Genomic DNA, 15,287 nt, shown 5'->3' on the forward strand with positions numbered 1-15,287 from the left:
GCCCTTCGATCCGGGTGATACGGCCGGATTTCGCTCCACCGCAGGCGGCGGACGGCTGGAAGCTGGACGGATTGGTTGCACGCGAACAAGGAAGTAGGGACCCACGAGATGGCGCGCATCGGCGACGGCGGCGATCTGCTCAAATGCTCGTTCTGCGGAAAGAGCCAGAAGCAGGTCAAGAAGCTCATTGCGGGACCAGGGGTGTACATCTGCGACGAGTGCATCGATCTGTGTAACGAGATCATCGAGGAGGAGCTGGCCGAGTCCAGCGAGGTCAAGCTCGACGAGCTCCCCAAACCCGCGGAGATCCGGGATTTCCTGGAGAACTACGTGATCGGGCAGGATACTGCCAAACGCACGCTCGCGGTGGCGGTGTACAACCATTACAAGCGTATTCAGGCGGGGGACAAGGGCCGTGACGCGCGCGGCGAGAGCGTCGAATTGGCGAAGTCCAATATTCTGATGCTCGGTCCTACCGGCTGCGGTAAGACCTATCTGGCGCAGACGCTGGCCAAAATGCTGAATGTGCCGTTCGCGATCGCCGACGCCACCGCGCTCACCGAAGCGGGTTATGTGGGCGAGGACGTCGAGAATATTCTTCTCAAACTCATTCAGGCCGCCGATTACGACGTGAAGCGCGCCGAGACCGGGATCATCTATATCGACGAGGTCGACAAGATCGCGCGTAAGAGCGAGAACCCGTCGATCACGCGCGATGTGTCCGGCGAGGGCGTGCAGCAGGCACTGTTGAAGATTCTGGAGGGCACCCAGGCGAGTGTGCCGCCGCAGGGCGGGCGTAAGCATCCGCACCAGGAATTCATCCAGATCGATACGACCAATGTGCTGTTCATCGTGGCGGGCGCGTTCGCGGGCCTGGAGAAGATCATCTCCGATCGCACGGGGCACCGCGGTATCGGTTTCGGCGCCGAGGTGCGTTCCAAGGCCGAGATCGACACCACCGATCACTTCTCCGAGGTGATGCCGGAGGATCTGATCAAGTTCGGGCTGATCCCCGAGTTCATCGGCCGGTTGCCGGTCGTGGCTTCGGTGACGAACCTGGACAAGGATTCCCTGGTGAAGATCCTGTCCGAGCCGAAGAACGCGCTGGTCAAGCAGTACATTCGCTTGTTCGAGATGGACGGTGTGGACCTGGAGTTCACTCGCGACGCGCTCGAGGCAGTGGCCGATCAGGCCATTCTGCGCGGCACCGGGGCGCGTGGTCTGCGCGCGATCATGGAAGAAGTGCTGCAGCAGGTGATGTTCGATATCCCGAGCCGTGACGATGTGGCCAAGGTGGTCGTCGACGCGGATACGGTGAGCGACAATGTGCTGCCCACGATCGTGCCGCGTAAGCGGGAGCGGCCGGAGCGCCGCGAGAAGTCGGCCTGAGCGCAGCCGCAACCGTTCCGATGCGGGATCGGGGCTGGTCCGGGTCCCGCCGGCAGTACGCTCGGTGACCACTCGACATTCGTGCGATGTAGGAGCAGGTCATGGCGACACAGCTGCTTGCGGGAGGCACACAATTCGAGCGGCGCGATAGCGCCGGATCGCCCACGCGGCCCAGCCGCGTGGGCGTTGTGCTGTCGGTGATGGCAATGGTGCTGGTTCCGGTGCTGCTCGCCGCGCCGTCGGCGCAGGCCACCGTGCTCGAGGTCAGTGTGACACCTGACCTGAACGCCGGGATCCGCACCAACTACGGCACCGGTTGCAGCTACACCGTGCGGGCCTGGCTCAGTGAAGCGGTGAGCGAGGTGACCTTCTTCGACAACGGGGTCCCGTTCACCACGGTTGCGCCCGATGGCGGCGGGCTCGCGCTGACGCACTGGATTCCTGCCTACGAGGGCGATCACACCCTGCAGGCGGTTCAGGCCGGAGACGGCCAGGCCCCGTATGTGTCGGTGTTCGTCGGTCGCGGTGAGCACATCGGTTACGCCTGCTGGGTCATCTGAGCGGGCTCAGGACCGCCGAATCCGGGAGCGTCGGATCCGGGTCGCGGCCATCAGGACCACGGCACCCGGCAGGAGTCGGTGCTGAATCCCTGGGCGGTGATGCCGAGGGCGTGGTTGTTTCGTGCCCGGGAGTTCTCCAAGGCGATCTGGTAGGTCAGTTCGACTACTCCCGCCCGGCCGAAGCGGCGTTCCAGGTCGGCGACCTGGTCGTCGTCGACGGTCATCGGCGTGGCGGTCATGGCATCGGCATAGGCGATGGCGGCGCGTTCGTCGTCGGTGTAGTGCGGTGAGGTCCGGTATTCGTCGATGTGCTGGAGGCGGTCGATATCGAGTCCGTCCAGGCGTTGCAGCATGGTGCCGAAGTCGACGCACCAGGAGCAGCCGACGGTCCACGCCGTCCGGTATACGGCGATTTCGCGGATATCGGCGGGCAGTTTCTTCGAGACCCGCTCGGCCAGCAGTTCGTGCACGCCGCCGGCGACCAGGAGGCCGGGGTGGTGGGCGGTGACCGCGAAGGGTTCGGGCACTTCCCCGACCTTGCGGCGCGCGAACCAGTACATCACCCGGGTCAGCAGGCCCGCGTCCGTCGGGGCGACGGCGGGGATACGGGAAGTGCTCATCGGTTCTCCTCGTTCGTGTGGTTGTCTGCTACCACTTGGACGAGATACCGGCCTTCCGCGTGACGCCCGGGCGCTCACGGTGTCGGCCGGACGGATCGTGGCCCGCGACGGCCGGGACGCGCTTCGAAACTCCGGCCGGTCGTGGGCGGCCCGTCGGGCGGTGCGGCGGCTCAGCGCAGTCGAGTCACCGCACCTCGGCTCACTCGGGTTCGACGGCCATATCCTCGGCGGCCCAATAGGCGCGCATCCGGGTGATCCGGCCTTCGTCGTCGAACTCCATGACATCGATCGGGCTCAGTGTCATCCGGTGCCCACCCGCCCTGGTCACGAGGGTGAAGACGAAGGCAGCATGCTTGTCGGCGATCCGGACGGTTTCCGGGGCGAGGCTCGTCTCCCGGTCGAGGCTCGCGATCACGTCGTAGAACTCGCGGATGGCGTCGTGGCCCTGTTTCGGCTCGGTGCCGATGGGGTCCTCGATGACGGCATCGGGTGCGTAGAGATCGACGATTTCTTCGGTCGGTCCCGAGCCGACCAGTTTCACGTATTGCTCGACGACGTCGCGGATCTCCCGTGCCATTACCACTCCTACCGAAATGAAACGTGTTCTAGGTTCGGGAGCGTAGCAGTTGTGTGTGGGTCCGGCGTCGGAATCGGCGTGCAACGGCAACATCTGCAGCTGCGCCCGCCACGCCGGTGTGGTGGGGAAATACCTGGTAGAAGCACCGACCTTGCAGAGCGGGCGGGTATCGCCGCTGATCCCTCGGTTCGCCGTTGAACCGCCGCCTTGCTGGTGTGCGTCTGCTGGGATTTTCGCTATGGCGGGTGCAAGTGTTACGTGTTCCAGGCTCTCGAATTCGCCGAATCCGGGCATCCGAGCCGCCGTTGTCGGGGCTTCGGCCCGGATATGAATCAGAAAACATTGCTATGACTGCAGGTCCGGACGGTGTGTCGGCCGTTCGGTGTCGGTATTGTGATGTTGAATCGACCCGGTCAACCAGATGTTCGAGCGATGAGTGAAAGCGGAGGAGATATGGCACTGCCAACGATGACCGCAGAACAACGCACGGAGGCTCTGGCCAAAGCGGCGGCGGTGCGCAAGGCGCGCTCCGAACTGATCGGTCAGGTGAAAGACGGCAAAGTCTCGGTCGCCGACCTGCTGCGCAAGGCCGATAGTGATGAACTGGTCAAGAAGACGAAGGTGGTCGCCGTGATCAAGGCGCTGCCCGGCGTCGGTCCCGTGAAGGCCGCCAAGCTGATGGATCAGGCGGATATCCCGGAAGATCGCCGGATCGGCGGCCTGGGCGCCCGGCAGCGCGCGGCGCTGCTGGAGGCACTGGCCAACTGAGGAGGGGGAGCGTCCGGCAGCGGACGCTCCGAACTCCGGCCGCGGCCGAGCCGGTCGGTGAAACGACCGGCATGGCCCGGCGGGCTGCCGCGAGCCGTGTGCCCGGCCGCCTGTATGGACCTGCCGCGCCGATCCGTATGGGTTCGCGGCTCTGAATCGGGGAGTGTGGTCACCGTGACGGGCACGGCCCTGCGCGAAGAACTGGAATCGTTCCTCGGCGAATACCAGTCCACCCTGAGTGCGTACGACGCCGAGCGCACCGCCGCGCTGTGGGGGACTCCGGGCACGATCGTGAGCGATGAATTCGTGGGTGCGCTGCATTCGCGCGAGGAAATGGCCCGGGGTCTGGCGCAGGCGCATCCCATTTACCAGATGCTCGGGCTCTCCCGGGTGGATCACACGGTCCTCGATCTCGCCGAGTTGACCGAATCGCTGATGCGAGCGCGGGTGCGCTGGCATTTCTACGACGGTGACGACGAACTGCTCACCGATAGCGACTACGAGTATGTGCTGCGCCGCGACGACGATGGCTGGCATACCTACGTCGCAGTCGCCATCGACGAGGCGGCGAAACTGTCGCGCCTGGCCGCGGACAAGGGACTCCAGCTACCGGGTATTTGACCGGCGACCGCGACCGGCGAGGGGCAAGGGACCGGCGAGGGGTGCGGGGCGAGGGGCGCGCGTGCTCACGCGTGCTACGGAGGCGGTGGCGCGCTGTTCGCCGGGGCTTCGCGTCCGTTCAGGAGCGCCGCCACGCCGTCGAGAATGCGTTCGATTCCGAATCCCAGCGCGGCATCGCGTTGCCGTGCATCGGCCTCGGGCTCCCCGGTGCTCTCGGAGACGGCCGCGATGAGGTGCGGGAAGCGGTCGCCCGCCAGCTCCAGCGCCGCGGCCATCGCCCCGGTGAAGTCCTTCTCGGTGGTGCCGGGGCCCACCACTTGCTGCGCGAGGCTGCGCACGTGCCCGTTCAGTACGACGAGGGTGTCCAGGCGTTCCGGGCCGGTCAGCGGGATATCCGCGAGCGCAGCGAGGGCCGCCTCGGTCCAGCCGAGTTCGTTGGGGCCCGTCGGTCGCGCTCCGACCAGTAGCTCCATCACCCAGGGGTGGCGTTGGTAGCACTGGAAGGTCAGCAGTGCCCACGACCGCAGGCCGGTCCGCCACGGTTCGGGTCCGGAGGTGTCGAGTGCCGGCTGCTTCTCCAGGGCCGCTTCCACCATCAACGCGGTGAGTTCGGCCTTGCCCGGCAGGTGGCGGTAGAGCGACATCTTGGTGTAGCCGAGTCGATCGGCCAGTCGCTGCATGGACAGCGCAGCCAGGCCTTCGGTATCGGCCAGGGCGATCGCTTCGGCGATGATCGCGGCGCGCGACAGCGTGGGTTTGGGCCCGCGGGTGGGACGCCGGTCTGTTCCCCAGAGCAGCTCGAGCACGGTCGATGTCGCCATCGGGGGCCTTTCGGAAGGTGGTTGACGTGGAACTGTGTCTACCATACGCTGAACAGCGTCCATCGGAAACAGTTTCCGAAGGACGCAATTCATTGAACGGAGATCGTCATGCGCAACCGGACCGTCCTCATCTCCGGCGCGAGCATCGCCGGACCCGCGCTCGCCTACTGGCTCGACCGCTACGGATTCGATGTCACCGTGATCGAGCGCGCCCCGTCACTGCGGCCGGGCGGACAAGCGGTGGACTTCAAGGGCGCCGTGCATCGCACCGTGCTGGAGCGGATGGGCGTGCTCGATGACATCCAGCGCCGCAGTACCGGCGCCACCGATATGGTTTTCGTCGATGCGCGGGGCCGCGAGCGGGCCCGGATGTCGGGCGATTTCAGCGGCGGCGATATCGAGATCCTGCGCGGCGACCTCGCCGAAATCCTCTACGCGCGGACGGCGCAGCGCTGCACCTATCTCTTCGGCGACTCGATCAGCGCGTTGCGCGATACCGGTGCAGGCGTCGAGGTCGAATTCGAGCACGGTCCGGCGCGCCGGTTCGATCTGGTGTTCGGCGCGGACGGCATCCATTCGAGGGTGCGGCGATTGGCGTTCGGTCCGGAGCGGCAGTTCGTGCAACACCGCGGCTACTACTACGCCATCGCCGGGACACCGCAGGCCGCCGAGCACCGCGACGAGCCGCGCCGCCGGGTATCGCATGCCTGCAGCGCTCCGGGCCTGCTGGCGGTCCGCGGCGGGCCGAAGGCACAGCATATGTACATGTTCGCCTCCCCCGAACTCGACTTCGCGGACGAGACCGCGCAGCGCCGGGTACTCACCGAACGATTCGCCGGTCTGGGATGGCAGGTGCCGGAGATGCTCGCCGAACTGCGGGACTACGACGATTTCTACCTGGACGCGCTCGCCCGGGTACGGGTGCCCAGTTCCGTCTCGGGGCGGGTGGCCCTGGTGGGGGACAGCGCCTACGGCAACACCCTGGGCGGCTTCGGTACCGGTCTGGCGATCGTCGGCGCCTACGTGCTGGCGGGCGAACTCGCCGCCGCCGGCGGCGACCACACCGCGGCCTTCGCCCGGTACGACGAGATCATGCGCGACTATGCGAAGTTGGGGGGCAGCAGCAGTCCGGGCCGCTTCCTGGCGCCCAAGACCGCCTACGGTCTGCGGCTGCGCAATTGGTTCCTGGGGTCACGCCTGTTCGACATGATGGACAAGTATGCCGGCGATGCCAAGGACGATATCGAGCTGGTCGACTATTCCGCGGCGCTTACGCGGTAGTCGGTGCGCCCGATGGATCCGGGGCCACCGCGCTACTCGCCCGGCGACCTCGGCGCCACCGGTACCGCAGGGACGGATGCCCGGCGGGCGTCGCTACCCGGCGCCGTCGGACCGCCGGATCCGCTCGGGATGGCTGTAGATGTTCATCGTCTCGCCGCGCACGAAACCGGCGAGGGTCAGACCGGACTCCGCAGCCAGATCGACGGCCAGCGAGCTGGGTGCGGAAACAGCCGCGAGAACGGGGATTCCGGCGAGGACCGCCTTCTGCGCGAGCTCGAAGGAAGCCCGGCCGCTGACCACGAGCACCAGATCGGCGGCCGGAATCCGGTTCTCCCGCAGTGCCCAGCCGATCACCTTGTCCACGGCGTTGTGGCGGCCGATGTCCTCCCGCACGACCAGCGCGGTGCCGTCGGCGGTGAACAGACCCGCGGCGTGCAGGCCGCCGGTGGCGTCGAACACCGATTGACGGCTGCGCAGACTTTCCGGGAGTGCGGCCAGAACCGCGGCGTCGACCAGTGGTTCGGGAGCGGATAACGGATAGCGGGTGCGCAGCCGGACCTCGTCCAGGGCGGTCCTGCCGCAGAGACCGCACGCGCCGGTGGTGAGGAACGGGCGGTCCGGCAGGACCACGGGGTGGTGCAGCCCCACGTCGAGCACGTTGTAGGTATTGCGACCGTCGTCGTCGGTACCGGCGCAATAGCGGGCGCTGTGGATATCGGCGGCCTCGGCGATGAGGGTTTCACCGAACAGGAAGCCGTGCACCAGGTCGATATCGTTGCCCGGGGTGCGCATGGTGACGGTGAGCGATTCACCGCGCACCCGGATCTCCAGGGGCTCTTCGACAGCCAGGGTGTCGGGGCGGTCGATCTCGCCGGCGGAGGTGATGCGTCGCATCCGGCGTTGCGCGGTCACCCTGGTCATCGCGACTCGTGGCGATGGACGTGGGGTTCGAGCCGGATGGTGACCGCCTTCGAGACCGGTGTGTTCGACCGCTCGGCAACATGATCCAGCGGGACCAGGGGGTTGGTCTCGGGATAGTAGGCGGCGGCGTTGCCCCGCGGCGTGGCATAGCCGACCAGGCGGAACCCCTCGACCCGGCGGTCGACCCCGTCGGTCCACTCCGAGACCAGGTCGACCAGATCGCCGTCGCGGAAACCCAGTTCGGCGATATCGTCGGCATGCACCAGCACGACCCGGCGGCCGTGGTGCACACCCCGATAGCGGTCGTCGAGACCGTAGATGGTGGTGTTGTACTGATCGTGGCTGCGCAATGTCTGCAGGACCAGCCGCCCTGGTGGTACCGGCACCCAGCTCAGCTCGTTCACCGCGAAATTGGCTCGCCCGGTGCCGGTGCGGAATTCGCGGGCGTCGCGCGGCGGATGCGGGAGCACGAAGCCGTTGCGCTGCCGGACTCTGGCGTTGTAGTCGGCGCAGCCGGGCACCACCCGGGCGATGGCGTCGCGGATCCGGTCGTAGTCGGCACGGAACCGTTCCCACGGCACCGGGTGGTCGGCGCCCAGCAGCTCGCGGGCCAGTTCGCAGACGATCGCGACCTCACTGCGCAGCTGCGGACTCACCGGATCCAAACGGCCGGTGGACAGATGCACCATCGACATCGAGTCCTCCACCGAAACCTGCTGGCGCGCACCGTTCTGGACGTCCAGGTCGGTGCGGCCCAGGGTCGGCAGGATCAGTGCGGTGCCGCCGTGGACGACGTGGCTGCGGTTGAGTTTGGTCGAGACCTGCACCGTGAGAGCGCACCCGCGCAGCGCCGCCTCGGTGACCGCGGTATCCGGGGTGGCGGAGACGAAATTCCCGCCCATACCGAAGAAGACACGGGCCCGTCCGTCGCGCAGAGCGCGGATGGCGGCCACCGTGTCGTATCCGTGCGCCCGCGGACTGGTGATTCCGAATTCGTGATCCAGGGCGGCGAGGAAGGATTCGGGAACCTGCTCCCAGATGCCCATGGTGCGGTCGCCCTGCACATTGGAGTGCCCGCGTACCGGGCAGACGCCCGCGCCCGGTTTGCCGATCATGCCGCGCGACAGCAGCAGATTGGTGACCTCCTCGATGGTGGCCACCGCGTGTTTGTGCTGGGTGAGGCCCATGGCCCAGCACACGATGGTGTTCTCGGACCGCGCCAGCAGGGCGGCGGTGTGTTCGAGCTGGGCGCGGGTGAGTCCGGTCGCCGTACCGACGGTGTCGAGGTCGACGGCACGGATATGCCGCTCGTAGTCGGCGAATCCGGCGGTGTGCGCATCGATGAAGGCCCGGTCGAGAACGGTGCCCGGGGCCCGGTCCTCGGCCTCGAACAGCAGCTTCGCCAACCCCTGGAACAGGGCCATGTCGCCGCCGAGCCGGATCTGGAGGAAATCGTCGGCGATATCCACCCCGGTGGTGAGACCCCGCACGGTCTGCGGATCGCGGAAGTTGATCAACCCGGTCTCGGGCAGCGGATTGATCGCGATGATCCGTGCCCCGGCCTTCTTGGCGTCGGCGAGCGCACTGAGCATCCGGGGGTGGTTGGTGCCCGGATTCTGTCCGGCGACCAGGATCAGGTCGGCGGCGGCGAAATCGTCGATGGTCACCGAACCCTTGCCGATCCCGATCGAACTGGTGAGCGCGGCACCCGAGGATTCGTGGCACATATTGCTGCAGTCGGGCAGGTTGTTGGTGCCGAAACTGCGGACCAGCAGCTGGTACAGGAACGCGGTCTCGTTGGCGGTGCGGCCGGAGGTGTAGAACACGGCTTGGTCGGGCGAATCCAGATCACGCAGCTGATCGGCGATGAGCCGATAGGCGGACTCCCAGGAGATGGGGGAGTAGTGGGTGTCACCCGGCCGCACGACCATCGGGTGGGTCAGCCGGCCCTGCCGGCCGAGCCAGTACCCAGACTTGTCCGCCAGGTCGGCGATCGAATGTTCGGCGAAGAACTCCGGACCCACGGTGTTCAGCGTCGCCTCCTCGGCGACGGCCTTCGCGCCGTTCTCGCAGAATTCGGCGGGCCGGCGGTGACCGGTCGGCTCCGGCCAGGCGCATCCCGGACAGTCGAACCCGTGGACCTGGTTCACCCGGGTCAGGGTGCGCGCGGTACGGGCGACACCCATATCGGAGACCGCGCGCCCCAGCGCGACACCGACCGCCCGCAGCCCGGCGGCCCGAGCCTTCGGCGGCGTGACGGTCAGTTCGGACTCGTCGATATCGTCGGTCGGGCCGGTGCGGTGCATACCGCCATTGTGCGCGTGCGGATGCCCGTACGGGGAAGGTGGGCCGGTGCGCGCTGACAGCAAGGGGCCAGGTGTTCACCATTTGCGAGCGGACGGACACCACCTTGGTCTGGATGGTGGGCCGCTGTGCGGTCCGGACCCGCCGAGGGTCTCGAGCGGCCGAGTGAAGCACGGCGACTGATCACGTGCTGTCGGCAGCCCGATGAGACAGCTGCGATCCACCACAGGTGTTCACAGTGCGCGAATGCGCGGACGTTCGTTCGAACGGTCTTCATTCGTGGCCGGGGTTGATAGGGCCCCGCCCGCGGCGCCGGAGGCGGCGCAATCCCACACAGTCGGGGGCCCGCCCCGGTTCTGGGGCGAGGGAGTGAAGGAGCGCAGTGGCCGACCGGCTGGGGTGGAGGCCGGGGACCGCCGAGATTCAGGCCCGTGTTGCGGCTTTCTGTCGGGTGGTCGACTTGTCATGGTCGGGGCCCGCCCCGGTTCTGGAGCGACAGAGCGAAGGAGCGCAGCGACTGAGCGGAGGAGTGAAGAACCGGGGTTGACAAGGGCCCCGACCCCGCCCCGCCGCAGGCGGGGCAAACAAACACAGTCGGGGCCCGCCCCGGTTCTGGAGCGACAGAGCGAGGGAGCGCAGCGACTGAGTGGCGGAGTGAAGAACCGGGGTTGACGAGGGCCCCGACCCCGCCCCGCCGCAGGCGGGGCAAACAAACACAGCCGGGGTTGACGAGGGCCCCGACCCGCGACGCCGGAGGCGGCGCCATCAACACTGATAGGTGAGTACCTGTTCGCTGATGCGGATCCGGCCGCCGGGCGGCAGTTCCGTGGGTGACTGGCTGATCCGGGTCCAGCGTGGTTCGCCCGGGGTGGAGACGAAGGTGCCGGCAGCGGTGCCGGCGTCGCGGAGGAAGACCTTGCCGGCGTCGACCGACAGGTAGGCGTGGACCCGGGAGATGTGCCGGTCGCGCTGCAGCACCAGCGGGGCGGCGGTCTTTCGGCGCACCGATTCGTCGACGGAGGGTCCGCGGCCGATGACGTAGGCGCGATCCAGGGGATAGCTGGTGCCGTCCTCGGAGACCAGGAAGGGTGCGGCCGCGTGGTGCTCGGCCTCGTGCGCGTGCGACTGCGGGCGCGCCGATTCCTTGCGCAGTCGGATGGGCTCGGGCTGTGACCGGGCCGGCTCCGGGTGCGGCGGCTCGGCCGGCGCGCGCATCGGCGCGGCGGCGGCCGACCATGCCCGGGTGCCGGGTAGCGGTTCCGGATCGGGGGATTCGGCGAGGCCGGTGCGCGGCCCGGAGCGCGATTCGGGTTCCGGTTCGCTCGCTGCCAGTCCGGCCGGCGCCGTCGCGGCGGGTTCGTAGGCCGCCGCCTGCTGTTTCGCCGCTACACCGGCCCGGTTCTGCTTTTTGTTATTGCGGCGTACCGCGGCCGTGATGACGAATCCCCCGCCGGGGACCACTCCGGCCCGTAGGTCGGTCCGCGGGTACGGCGTGACCTGCGAATCGATGCCGGGGCCGACGGCCAGTGTGCGGACCGGGTCGCGCACGATCTCGTCCACCCAGGTGAAGGCACGGGCGCCGACGAGTCGCCGGGACCCTTCGGCGCCGGAGATCATCGCCGATACCGGTCCGCGCAGGAGGACCAGCGTGCCGTCGGAGGTCGGGGCGATCAGGCCGAACGGTGGCGGTTCCGAGCCGGTGCCGAAGACGACCGCGGCGAGCCGCTGGGCGATGGCCGCACCGGGATGTTCGGCGTTCGCCACGGCTTCGACGGCGCCGAGTATCCGTTCGCTGGACGCGTTGGCGCCCACCAGATAGATCACCACATCACCGAATCGCGCGACCAGACCTTCGCCCGGCGCGATACCGATAATGGACGTATCAACGCGCACCCACGGCTCCTTCCTGGCGCACCACCGGGTCCAGCATAGATGCGAATCTGTTACCCGGCGTGTGAGATGGTGTCGACGGATCGCTCGGTGACCGGGTGGCGCAGGGTCGCCCGCAGCGCCGCTCGGAGCAGAAAGAAGGCCCCCATGCCGCTCAGCACCCTGGACGCGCTAACCGCTTTGGTCGCCGTCGATCTGCAGAGCGGGGCGCTGTCCCGCCCGGTCGCGCCGCATCCGGTGGATACGGTCATCGCGCGCACCGCCGAACTCGCCGCGGCATTCCGGTCGTTCGGGCTACCGGTGGTGCTCGTCCGGATGACCGCTGCCGCCGACGGCGCGGATGCCACACCCGGTCGTACCGATATGTCGGCGGTCGCCCGGCAGCAGCCTGCCCCGCCCGAGGGCTGGGATGAGATCGCTCCCGGACTGGCGGGTCATCCCGCCGATTTGGTGGTGACCAAACGCACCTGGGGCGCGTTCCACGGTACCGATCTCGATCTGCAGCTGCGTCGTCGCGGCGTGACGCAGATCGTGCTCACCGGTATCGCCACCAGTCTCGGGGTGGAATCCACGGCCCGGTCCGCGCACGAACACGGATACCACGTGACCCTCGCGGTCGACGCGATGACCGATATCCGTGCGGCGTCGCACGAGAACAGCATCGAACGCATCTTCCCGCTCCTGGGCGAAACCGGGTCCACCGGTGAGATCCTGGATCTGTTGCGCACCTCCCGGCCGGGTGCCTCGTGATCCGTGACGCCACCGTGGCGGATATCCCGGTGCTGCAGGACATCGAGGTGCGGGCGGGGGAGCCGTTCGCCACGGCCGGTATGGACGCCGTGGCCGGCGACGAACCACTCCCGGCCCGAGTGCTGGGCGAATTCGTGCTGGACGGCCGCGCTTGGGTCTGGGATATGGACGGCCGGGGCGCAGTGGGCTACCTCATCGCGAGCACGGTCGACGGAAACGCCCATATCGACCAGGTTTCGGTACTTCCGGAATACCGTGGCGCGCGGATCGGCCGTCGCCTCATCGACCACGCCGTGCGCTGGGCCGCCGAGCACCGGCTGCCCGCGATAACCCTGACGACGTTCACCGAGGTTCCGTGGAACGGGCCGTATTACCAGCGCCTGGGGTTCCGCTATCTCGAACCGGCGGCCGAAACCCCGCAACTGCGTGCGCTGCGCACCGCCGAGATCGAGCACGGGCTCGATCAGTGGCCGCGCGCCTGTATGTGGGCCACCGTAGAGACCTGGAAATACACCTGAGTCACGCCGACCAGGCGGATACGACGGCTTCGGCGGCGGCCTGCGCGGCCGCGCGATCGGCCGGGACCAGGCCGAGGCGGGTGCGGCGGTCCAGGAGATCGCCGGCGTCGAGCGCGCCCTCCTGTTCCAGCGACCACGCGAACTCGGCCGCCAGCACATCCGCGCCGGGAAAGACCGGATCGGCCAGTTCGGGGTTCGCCGCGGCCAGCGCGGCGACCGTGGGCGCTTCGGCGCCGTAGCGTTCGATCAGCAGTTGCGGTGCGGCGAGCCCGTCCCGCGCCGCGCCGCCGACCGCTCCCGCCAGCGGAATATCGGCCGTCCGGCACGGACGGGCGGTGAGACCGGCTCGCGTGACGGCGGCGTCGACGGCGTCCTGCGCCATTTTGCGATAGGTGGTGAGCTTGCCGCCGACCACCGTCACCACCCCGCTCGGAGAGGTGAGGACGGCGTGTTCGCGCGAGATATCAGCGGTGTTGTCGCCGGCTGTGCGCAACAGTGGGCGCAGCCCGGCGTAGCTGCCGCGGATATCGGTGTGGGTCAGCGGGATACGCAGCACCGTGTTGACGGTATCGAGCAGGAAATCGATCTCGGTGGCGGTGGGGCGCGGCTCGTCGGGGACCGGTCCGGGGGCGTCCTCGTCGGTCAGGCCCAGGTACACCCTGCCGTGCGGTGCGGGCAGCGCGAAGATGAAACGACCGACAGAGCCGGGCACCGGCACGGTCAGCGCCGCGGTGAGCCCGCCGAAGGCCGCGGCGTCGAACACCAGATGAGTGCCTCGGCTGGGACGCAATTCGATACTGGGGTCGACCTGGTCCGCCCAGACCCCGGTCGCGTTGATCACGGCCGTGGCGCGGACCTGCAGGGTTTCCCCGGTGAGCGTGTCGCGCAGGGTGGCCCCGGCGCCGTCTACCGCCTCCGCGGAGACCCGGGTGAGTACGGCCGCGCCGTGCGCGGCGGCGGTCCGCGCCACAGCGACCACCAGGCGCGCGTCGTCGACCAGTTGCCCGTCCCAGGCCTGCAGTCCACCGCGCAGTCCGTGCTGCCGCACCGTCGGCGCCAGCCGCAGCGCCTCGGCCCGGGTCACCCGCCGCGACCGCGGCAGCAGCGCTCCCGGGGTGCCCGCGCCCGCCCGCAGCGCGTCGCCGGCCAGGAAGCCCGCGCGGATCAGCGCTCGCGACGAGAACCCGATCCCCGGGAGCAGCGGCACCAGTTGCGGTAGCGGTCGCACGAGATGGGGTGCGGTGCGGCGCAGCAGGATCCCTCGCTCCACCGCGCTCTCGTGGGCGATGCCGATCTTGCCGCTCGCCAGATAGCGCAGTCCGCCGTGCACCAGTTTCGAACTCCACCGGCTGGTCCCGTACGCCAGATCGTGGCGTTCCACCAGGACGGTGCGCAGGCCGCGGGCGGCCGCGTCGAGCGCGACTCCGGCGCCGGTCACCCCGCCGCCGATGACGAGCAGGTCGACGACCGGGTTGTCACCCAGTGCGGCGAGTTCACGGTCGCGGCGGCGTGCGTTCAACGCCGGACCGCCGGAAGGGAATGAATTCTCGGCCATCTGTTCTCGGCACGGCTCCCGCCCGGGTGGACGGGCCGGACAGCGTCTGCAGAGGGGACGGTGTCCGGTGCGTCGTGCGCTACTCCTTCCTGGACGGGTGGGTCGCGGGGGCGAGATAGGCATCGAGGGCGTGCCGGAGTTCGGTGTCCATGGCGGGGCCGTCCAGCAGTTCGGCGACCGTGACCGCCGACTGCACGGCGGACTGGGCGATCAACAGCACCATCGCGGCCAACTGGCCGGGATCCCCGGCGCGCACCGAGCCGTCGGCCTGCCCGTCCCGGATACCGGTCGCGAACAGGTCGAGCAGTTGCCGCTGGTTGCGGCCCAGCCGGCCGAACACGTAGGTCAGCATCAGGTCGGTATCGGTGCGGAAGATCTTGCCGAACAGCGGGTTCGATCGCACCTGTGCCGCGCCGTTCACGATTCCGATGATGAGCCGGTCACGCGCGGGCCCGGTGGTGGGTACGGCCGCGGCGATGATCTCGCGGAATTCCCGCACGAGCAGTTCGGCGACCAGCGCGCGGCTGTCCGGCCAGCGCCGGTAGACCGTGGGCCGGCTGACACCGGCCCGGCGCGCGACCTCGGTGAGAGTGGTGCGCCGGACCCCGAACTCGGCGACACACTCGCGCGCCGCGTCCAGGATGGTCAGCTCGACGGGCGCGACGTCGGGATCCGGGGTGGCTGCGCCAGGGGACACGGGCACGACCTCGCT

The 15,287-nt window shown here is 68.6% G+C and carries 15 protein-coding genes; 7 read left to right on the forward strand and 8 right to left on the reverse strand.

Annotated features, from left to right (window positions below; genetic code table 11):
• Positions 1 to 108 precede the first annotated feature (108 nt).
• Together clpX and OG804_RS28670 are read left to right on the forward strand one after the other, a co-directional pair.
• Positions 109 to 1,389 carry an ATP-dependent Clp protease ATP-binding subunit ClpX gene (clpX, locus tag OG804_RS28665; RefSeq protein ID WP_328391749.1) on the forward strand — a complete coding sequence of 427 codons (1,281 nt, stop codon included), beginning with the start codon at positions 109 to 111 and terminating at the stop codon, positions 1,387 to 1,389.
• Positions 1,390 to 1,490: 101 nt separating this feature from the next.
• Positions 1,491 to 1,949, forward strand: coding sequence for a hypothetical protein (locus OG804_RS28670; RefSeq protein WP_328391750.1), 459 nt, complete (start codon positions 1,491 to 1,493; stop codon positions 1,947 to 1,949).
• 50 nt (positions 1,950 to 1,999) lie between these two features.
• On the opposite strand, the gene OG804_RS28675 is transcribed toward OG804_RS28670, so the two are convergent.
• Positions 2,000 to 2,569 (reverse strand): carboxymuconolactone decarboxylase family protein, encoded by a 570-nt coding sequence (locus OG804_RS28675; RefSeq protein WP_328391751.1) that lies wholly within the window; start codon positions 2,567 to 2,569, stop codon positions 2,000 to 2,002.
• A gap of 199 nt (positions 2,570 to 2,768) precedes the next feature.
• Positions 2,769 to 3,146, reverse strand: coding sequence for a nuclear transport factor 2 family protein (locus tag OG804_RS28680; RefSeq protein WP_328391752.1), 378 nt, complete (start codon positions 3,144 to 3,146; stop codon positions 2,769 to 2,771).
• A gap of 453 nt (positions 3,147 to 3,599) precedes the next feature.
• Here OG804_RS28680 and mihF point away from each other — a divergent pair, with 453 nt between their 5' ends.
• Both mihF and OG804_RS28690 read left to right on the forward strand, forming a co-directional pair.
• On the forward strand, positions 3,600 to 3,914 hold the full coding sequence (gene mihF / locus OG804_RS28685) for an integration host factor, actinobacterial type (protein ID WP_030523251.1): 315 nt from the start codon (positions 3,600 to 3,602) through the stop codon (positions 3,912 to 3,914).
• A gap of 174 nt (positions 3,915 to 4,088) precedes the next feature.
• Positions 4,089 to 4,535 (forward strand): nuclear transport factor 2 family protein, encoded by a 447-nt coding sequence (locus OG804_RS28690; RefSeq protein ID WP_328391753.1) that lies wholly within the window; start codon positions 4,089 to 4,091, stop codon positions 4,533 to 4,535.
• A 74-nt stretch (positions 4,536 to 4,609) separates the two neighbouring features.
• Here the strand turns inward: OG804_RS28690 and OG804_RS28695 are convergent, their stop codons facing one another.
• The gene (locus OG804_RS28695; RefSeq protein WP_328391754.1) at positions 4,610 to 5,356 is read right to left on the reverse strand and encodes a TetR/AcrR family transcriptional regulator; all 747 of its coding nucleotides are present in this window, start codon (positions 5,354 to 5,356) and stop codon (positions 4,610 to 4,612) included.
• A gap of 108 nt (positions 5,357 to 5,464) precedes the next feature.
• On the opposite strand from OG804_RS28695, the gene OG804_RS28700 reads away from it, so the two are divergent.
• Positions 5,465 to 6,637, forward strand: a complete 1,173-nt coding sequence (locus tag OG804_RS28700; RefSeq protein WP_328391755.1) for an FAD-dependent monooxygenase — start codon at positions 5,465 to 5,467, stop codon at positions 6,635 to 6,637.
• Positions 6,638 to 6,730: 93 nt separating this feature from the next.
• Here OG804_RS28700 and fdhD read toward each other — a convergent pair whose 3' ends face one another.
• The 3 genes from fdhD to OG804_RS28715 all read right to left on the reverse strand — a co-directional run bounded on the left by fdhD (position 6,731) and on the right by OG804_RS28715 (position 11,755).
• Positions 6,731 to 7,558: a formate dehydrogenase accessory sulfurtransferase FdhD gene (fdhD, locus tag OG804_RS28705; protein ID WP_328391756.1), complete on the reverse strand. Its 828-nt coding sequence runs from the start codon at positions 7,556 to 7,558 to the stop codon at positions 6,731 to 6,733.
• On the reverse strand, positions 7,555 to 9,864 hold the full coding sequence (locus OG804_RS28710) for an FdhF/YdeP family oxidoreductase (protein WP_328391757.1): 2,310 nt from the start codon (positions 9,862 to 9,864) through the stop codon (positions 7,555 to 7,557). The genes fdhD and OG804_RS28710 overlap by 4 nt, the downstream gene beginning before the upstream one ends.
• A 763-nt stretch (positions 9,865 to 10,627) precedes the next feature.
• Positions 10,628 to 11,755 (reverse strand): FHA domain-containing protein, encoded by a 1,128-nt coding sequence (locus OG804_RS28715; protein WP_328391758.1) that lies wholly within the window; start codon positions 11,753 to 11,755, stop codon positions 10,628 to 10,630.
• Between the two features lie 144 nt (positions 11,756 to 11,899).
• On the opposite strand from OG804_RS28715, the gene OG804_RS28720 reads away from it, so the two are divergent.
• Both OG804_RS28720 and OG804_RS28725 read left to right on the forward strand, forming a co-directional pair.
• The gene (locus OG804_RS28720; protein ID WP_328391759.1) at positions 11,900 to 12,502 is read left to right on the forward strand and encodes an isochorismatase family protein; all 603 of its coding nucleotides are present in this window, start codon (positions 11,900 to 11,902) and stop codon (positions 12,500 to 12,502) included.
• Positions 12,499 to 13,020: a GNAT family N-acetyltransferase gene (locus OG804_RS28725; RefSeq protein ID WP_328391760.1), complete on the forward strand. Its 522-nt coding sequence runs from the start codon at positions 12,499 to 12,501 to the stop codon at positions 13,018 to 13,020. The genes OG804_RS28720 and OG804_RS28725 overlap by 4 nt, the downstream gene beginning before the upstream one ends.
• A 1-nt stretch (position 13,021) precedes the next feature.
• Here the strand turns inward: OG804_RS28725 and OG804_RS28730 are convergent, their stop codons facing one another.
• Both OG804_RS28730 and OG804_RS28735 read right to left on the reverse strand, forming a co-directional pair.
• A complete protein-coding gene (locus OG804_RS28730; RefSeq protein WP_328391761.1) occupies positions 13,022 to 14,575 on the reverse strand; it encodes a glycerol-3-phosphate dehydrogenase/oxidase in 1,554 nt (517 codons plus the stop codon).
• A gap of 79 nt (positions 14,576 to 14,654) precedes the next feature.
• Positions 14,655 to 15,272, reverse strand: coding sequence for a TetR/AcrR family transcriptional regulator (locus OG804_RS28735; protein WP_328391762.1), 618 nt, complete (start codon positions 15,270 to 15,272; stop codon positions 14,655 to 14,657).
• Positions 15,273 to 15,287: the final 15 nt, after the last annotated feature.

The organism is Nocardia sp. NBC_00416, assembly GCF_036032445.1.
Classification (GTDB): domain Bacteria; phylum Actinomycetota; class Actinomycetes; order Mycobacteriales; family Mycobacteriaceae; genus Nocardia.

Coding starts and splice junctions, on each gene's coding strand:
- fdhD (WP_328391756.1), bottom strand. CDS start 7,558: ATGACCAGGGTGACCGCGCAACGCCGGATGCGACGCATCACCTCCGCC.
- OG804_RS28720 (WP_328391759.1), top strand. CDS start 11,900: ATGCCGCTCAGCACCCTGGACGCGCTAACCGCTTTGGTCGCCGTCGAT.
- OG804_RS28700 (WP_328391755.1), top strand. CDS start 5,465: ATGCGCAACCGGACCGTCCTCATCTCCGGCGCGAGCATCGCCGGACCC.
- clpX (WP_328391749.1), top strand. CDS start 109: ATGGCGCGCATCGGCGACGGCGGCGATCTGCTCAAATGCTCGTTCTGC.
- mihF (WP_030523251.1), top strand. CDS start 3,600: ATGGCACTGCCAACGATGACCGCAGAACAACGCACGGAGGCTCTGGCC.
- OG804_RS28710 (WP_328391757.1), bottom strand. CDS start 9,864: ATGCACCGCACCGGCCCGACCGACGATATCGACGAGTCCGAACTGACC.
- OG804_RS28675 (WP_328391751.1), bottom strand. CDS start 2,569: ATGAGCACTTCCCGTATCCCCGCCGTCGCCCCGACGGACGCGGGCCTG.
- OG804_RS28695 (WP_328391754.1), bottom strand. CDS start 5,356: ATGGCGACATCGACCGTGCTCGAGCTGCTCTGGGGAACAGACCGGCGT.
- OG804_RS28670 (WP_328391750.1), top strand. CDS start 1,491: ATGGCGACACAGCTGCTTGCGGGAGGCACACAATTCGAGCGGCGCGAT.
- OG804_RS28730 (WP_328391761.1), bottom strand. CDS start 14,575: ATGGCCGAGAATTCATTCCCTTCCGGCGGTCCGGCGTTGAACGCACGC.
- OG804_RS28680 (WP_328391752.1), bottom strand. CDS start 3,146: ATGGCACGGGAGATCCGCGACGTCGTCGAGCAATACGTGAAACTGGTC.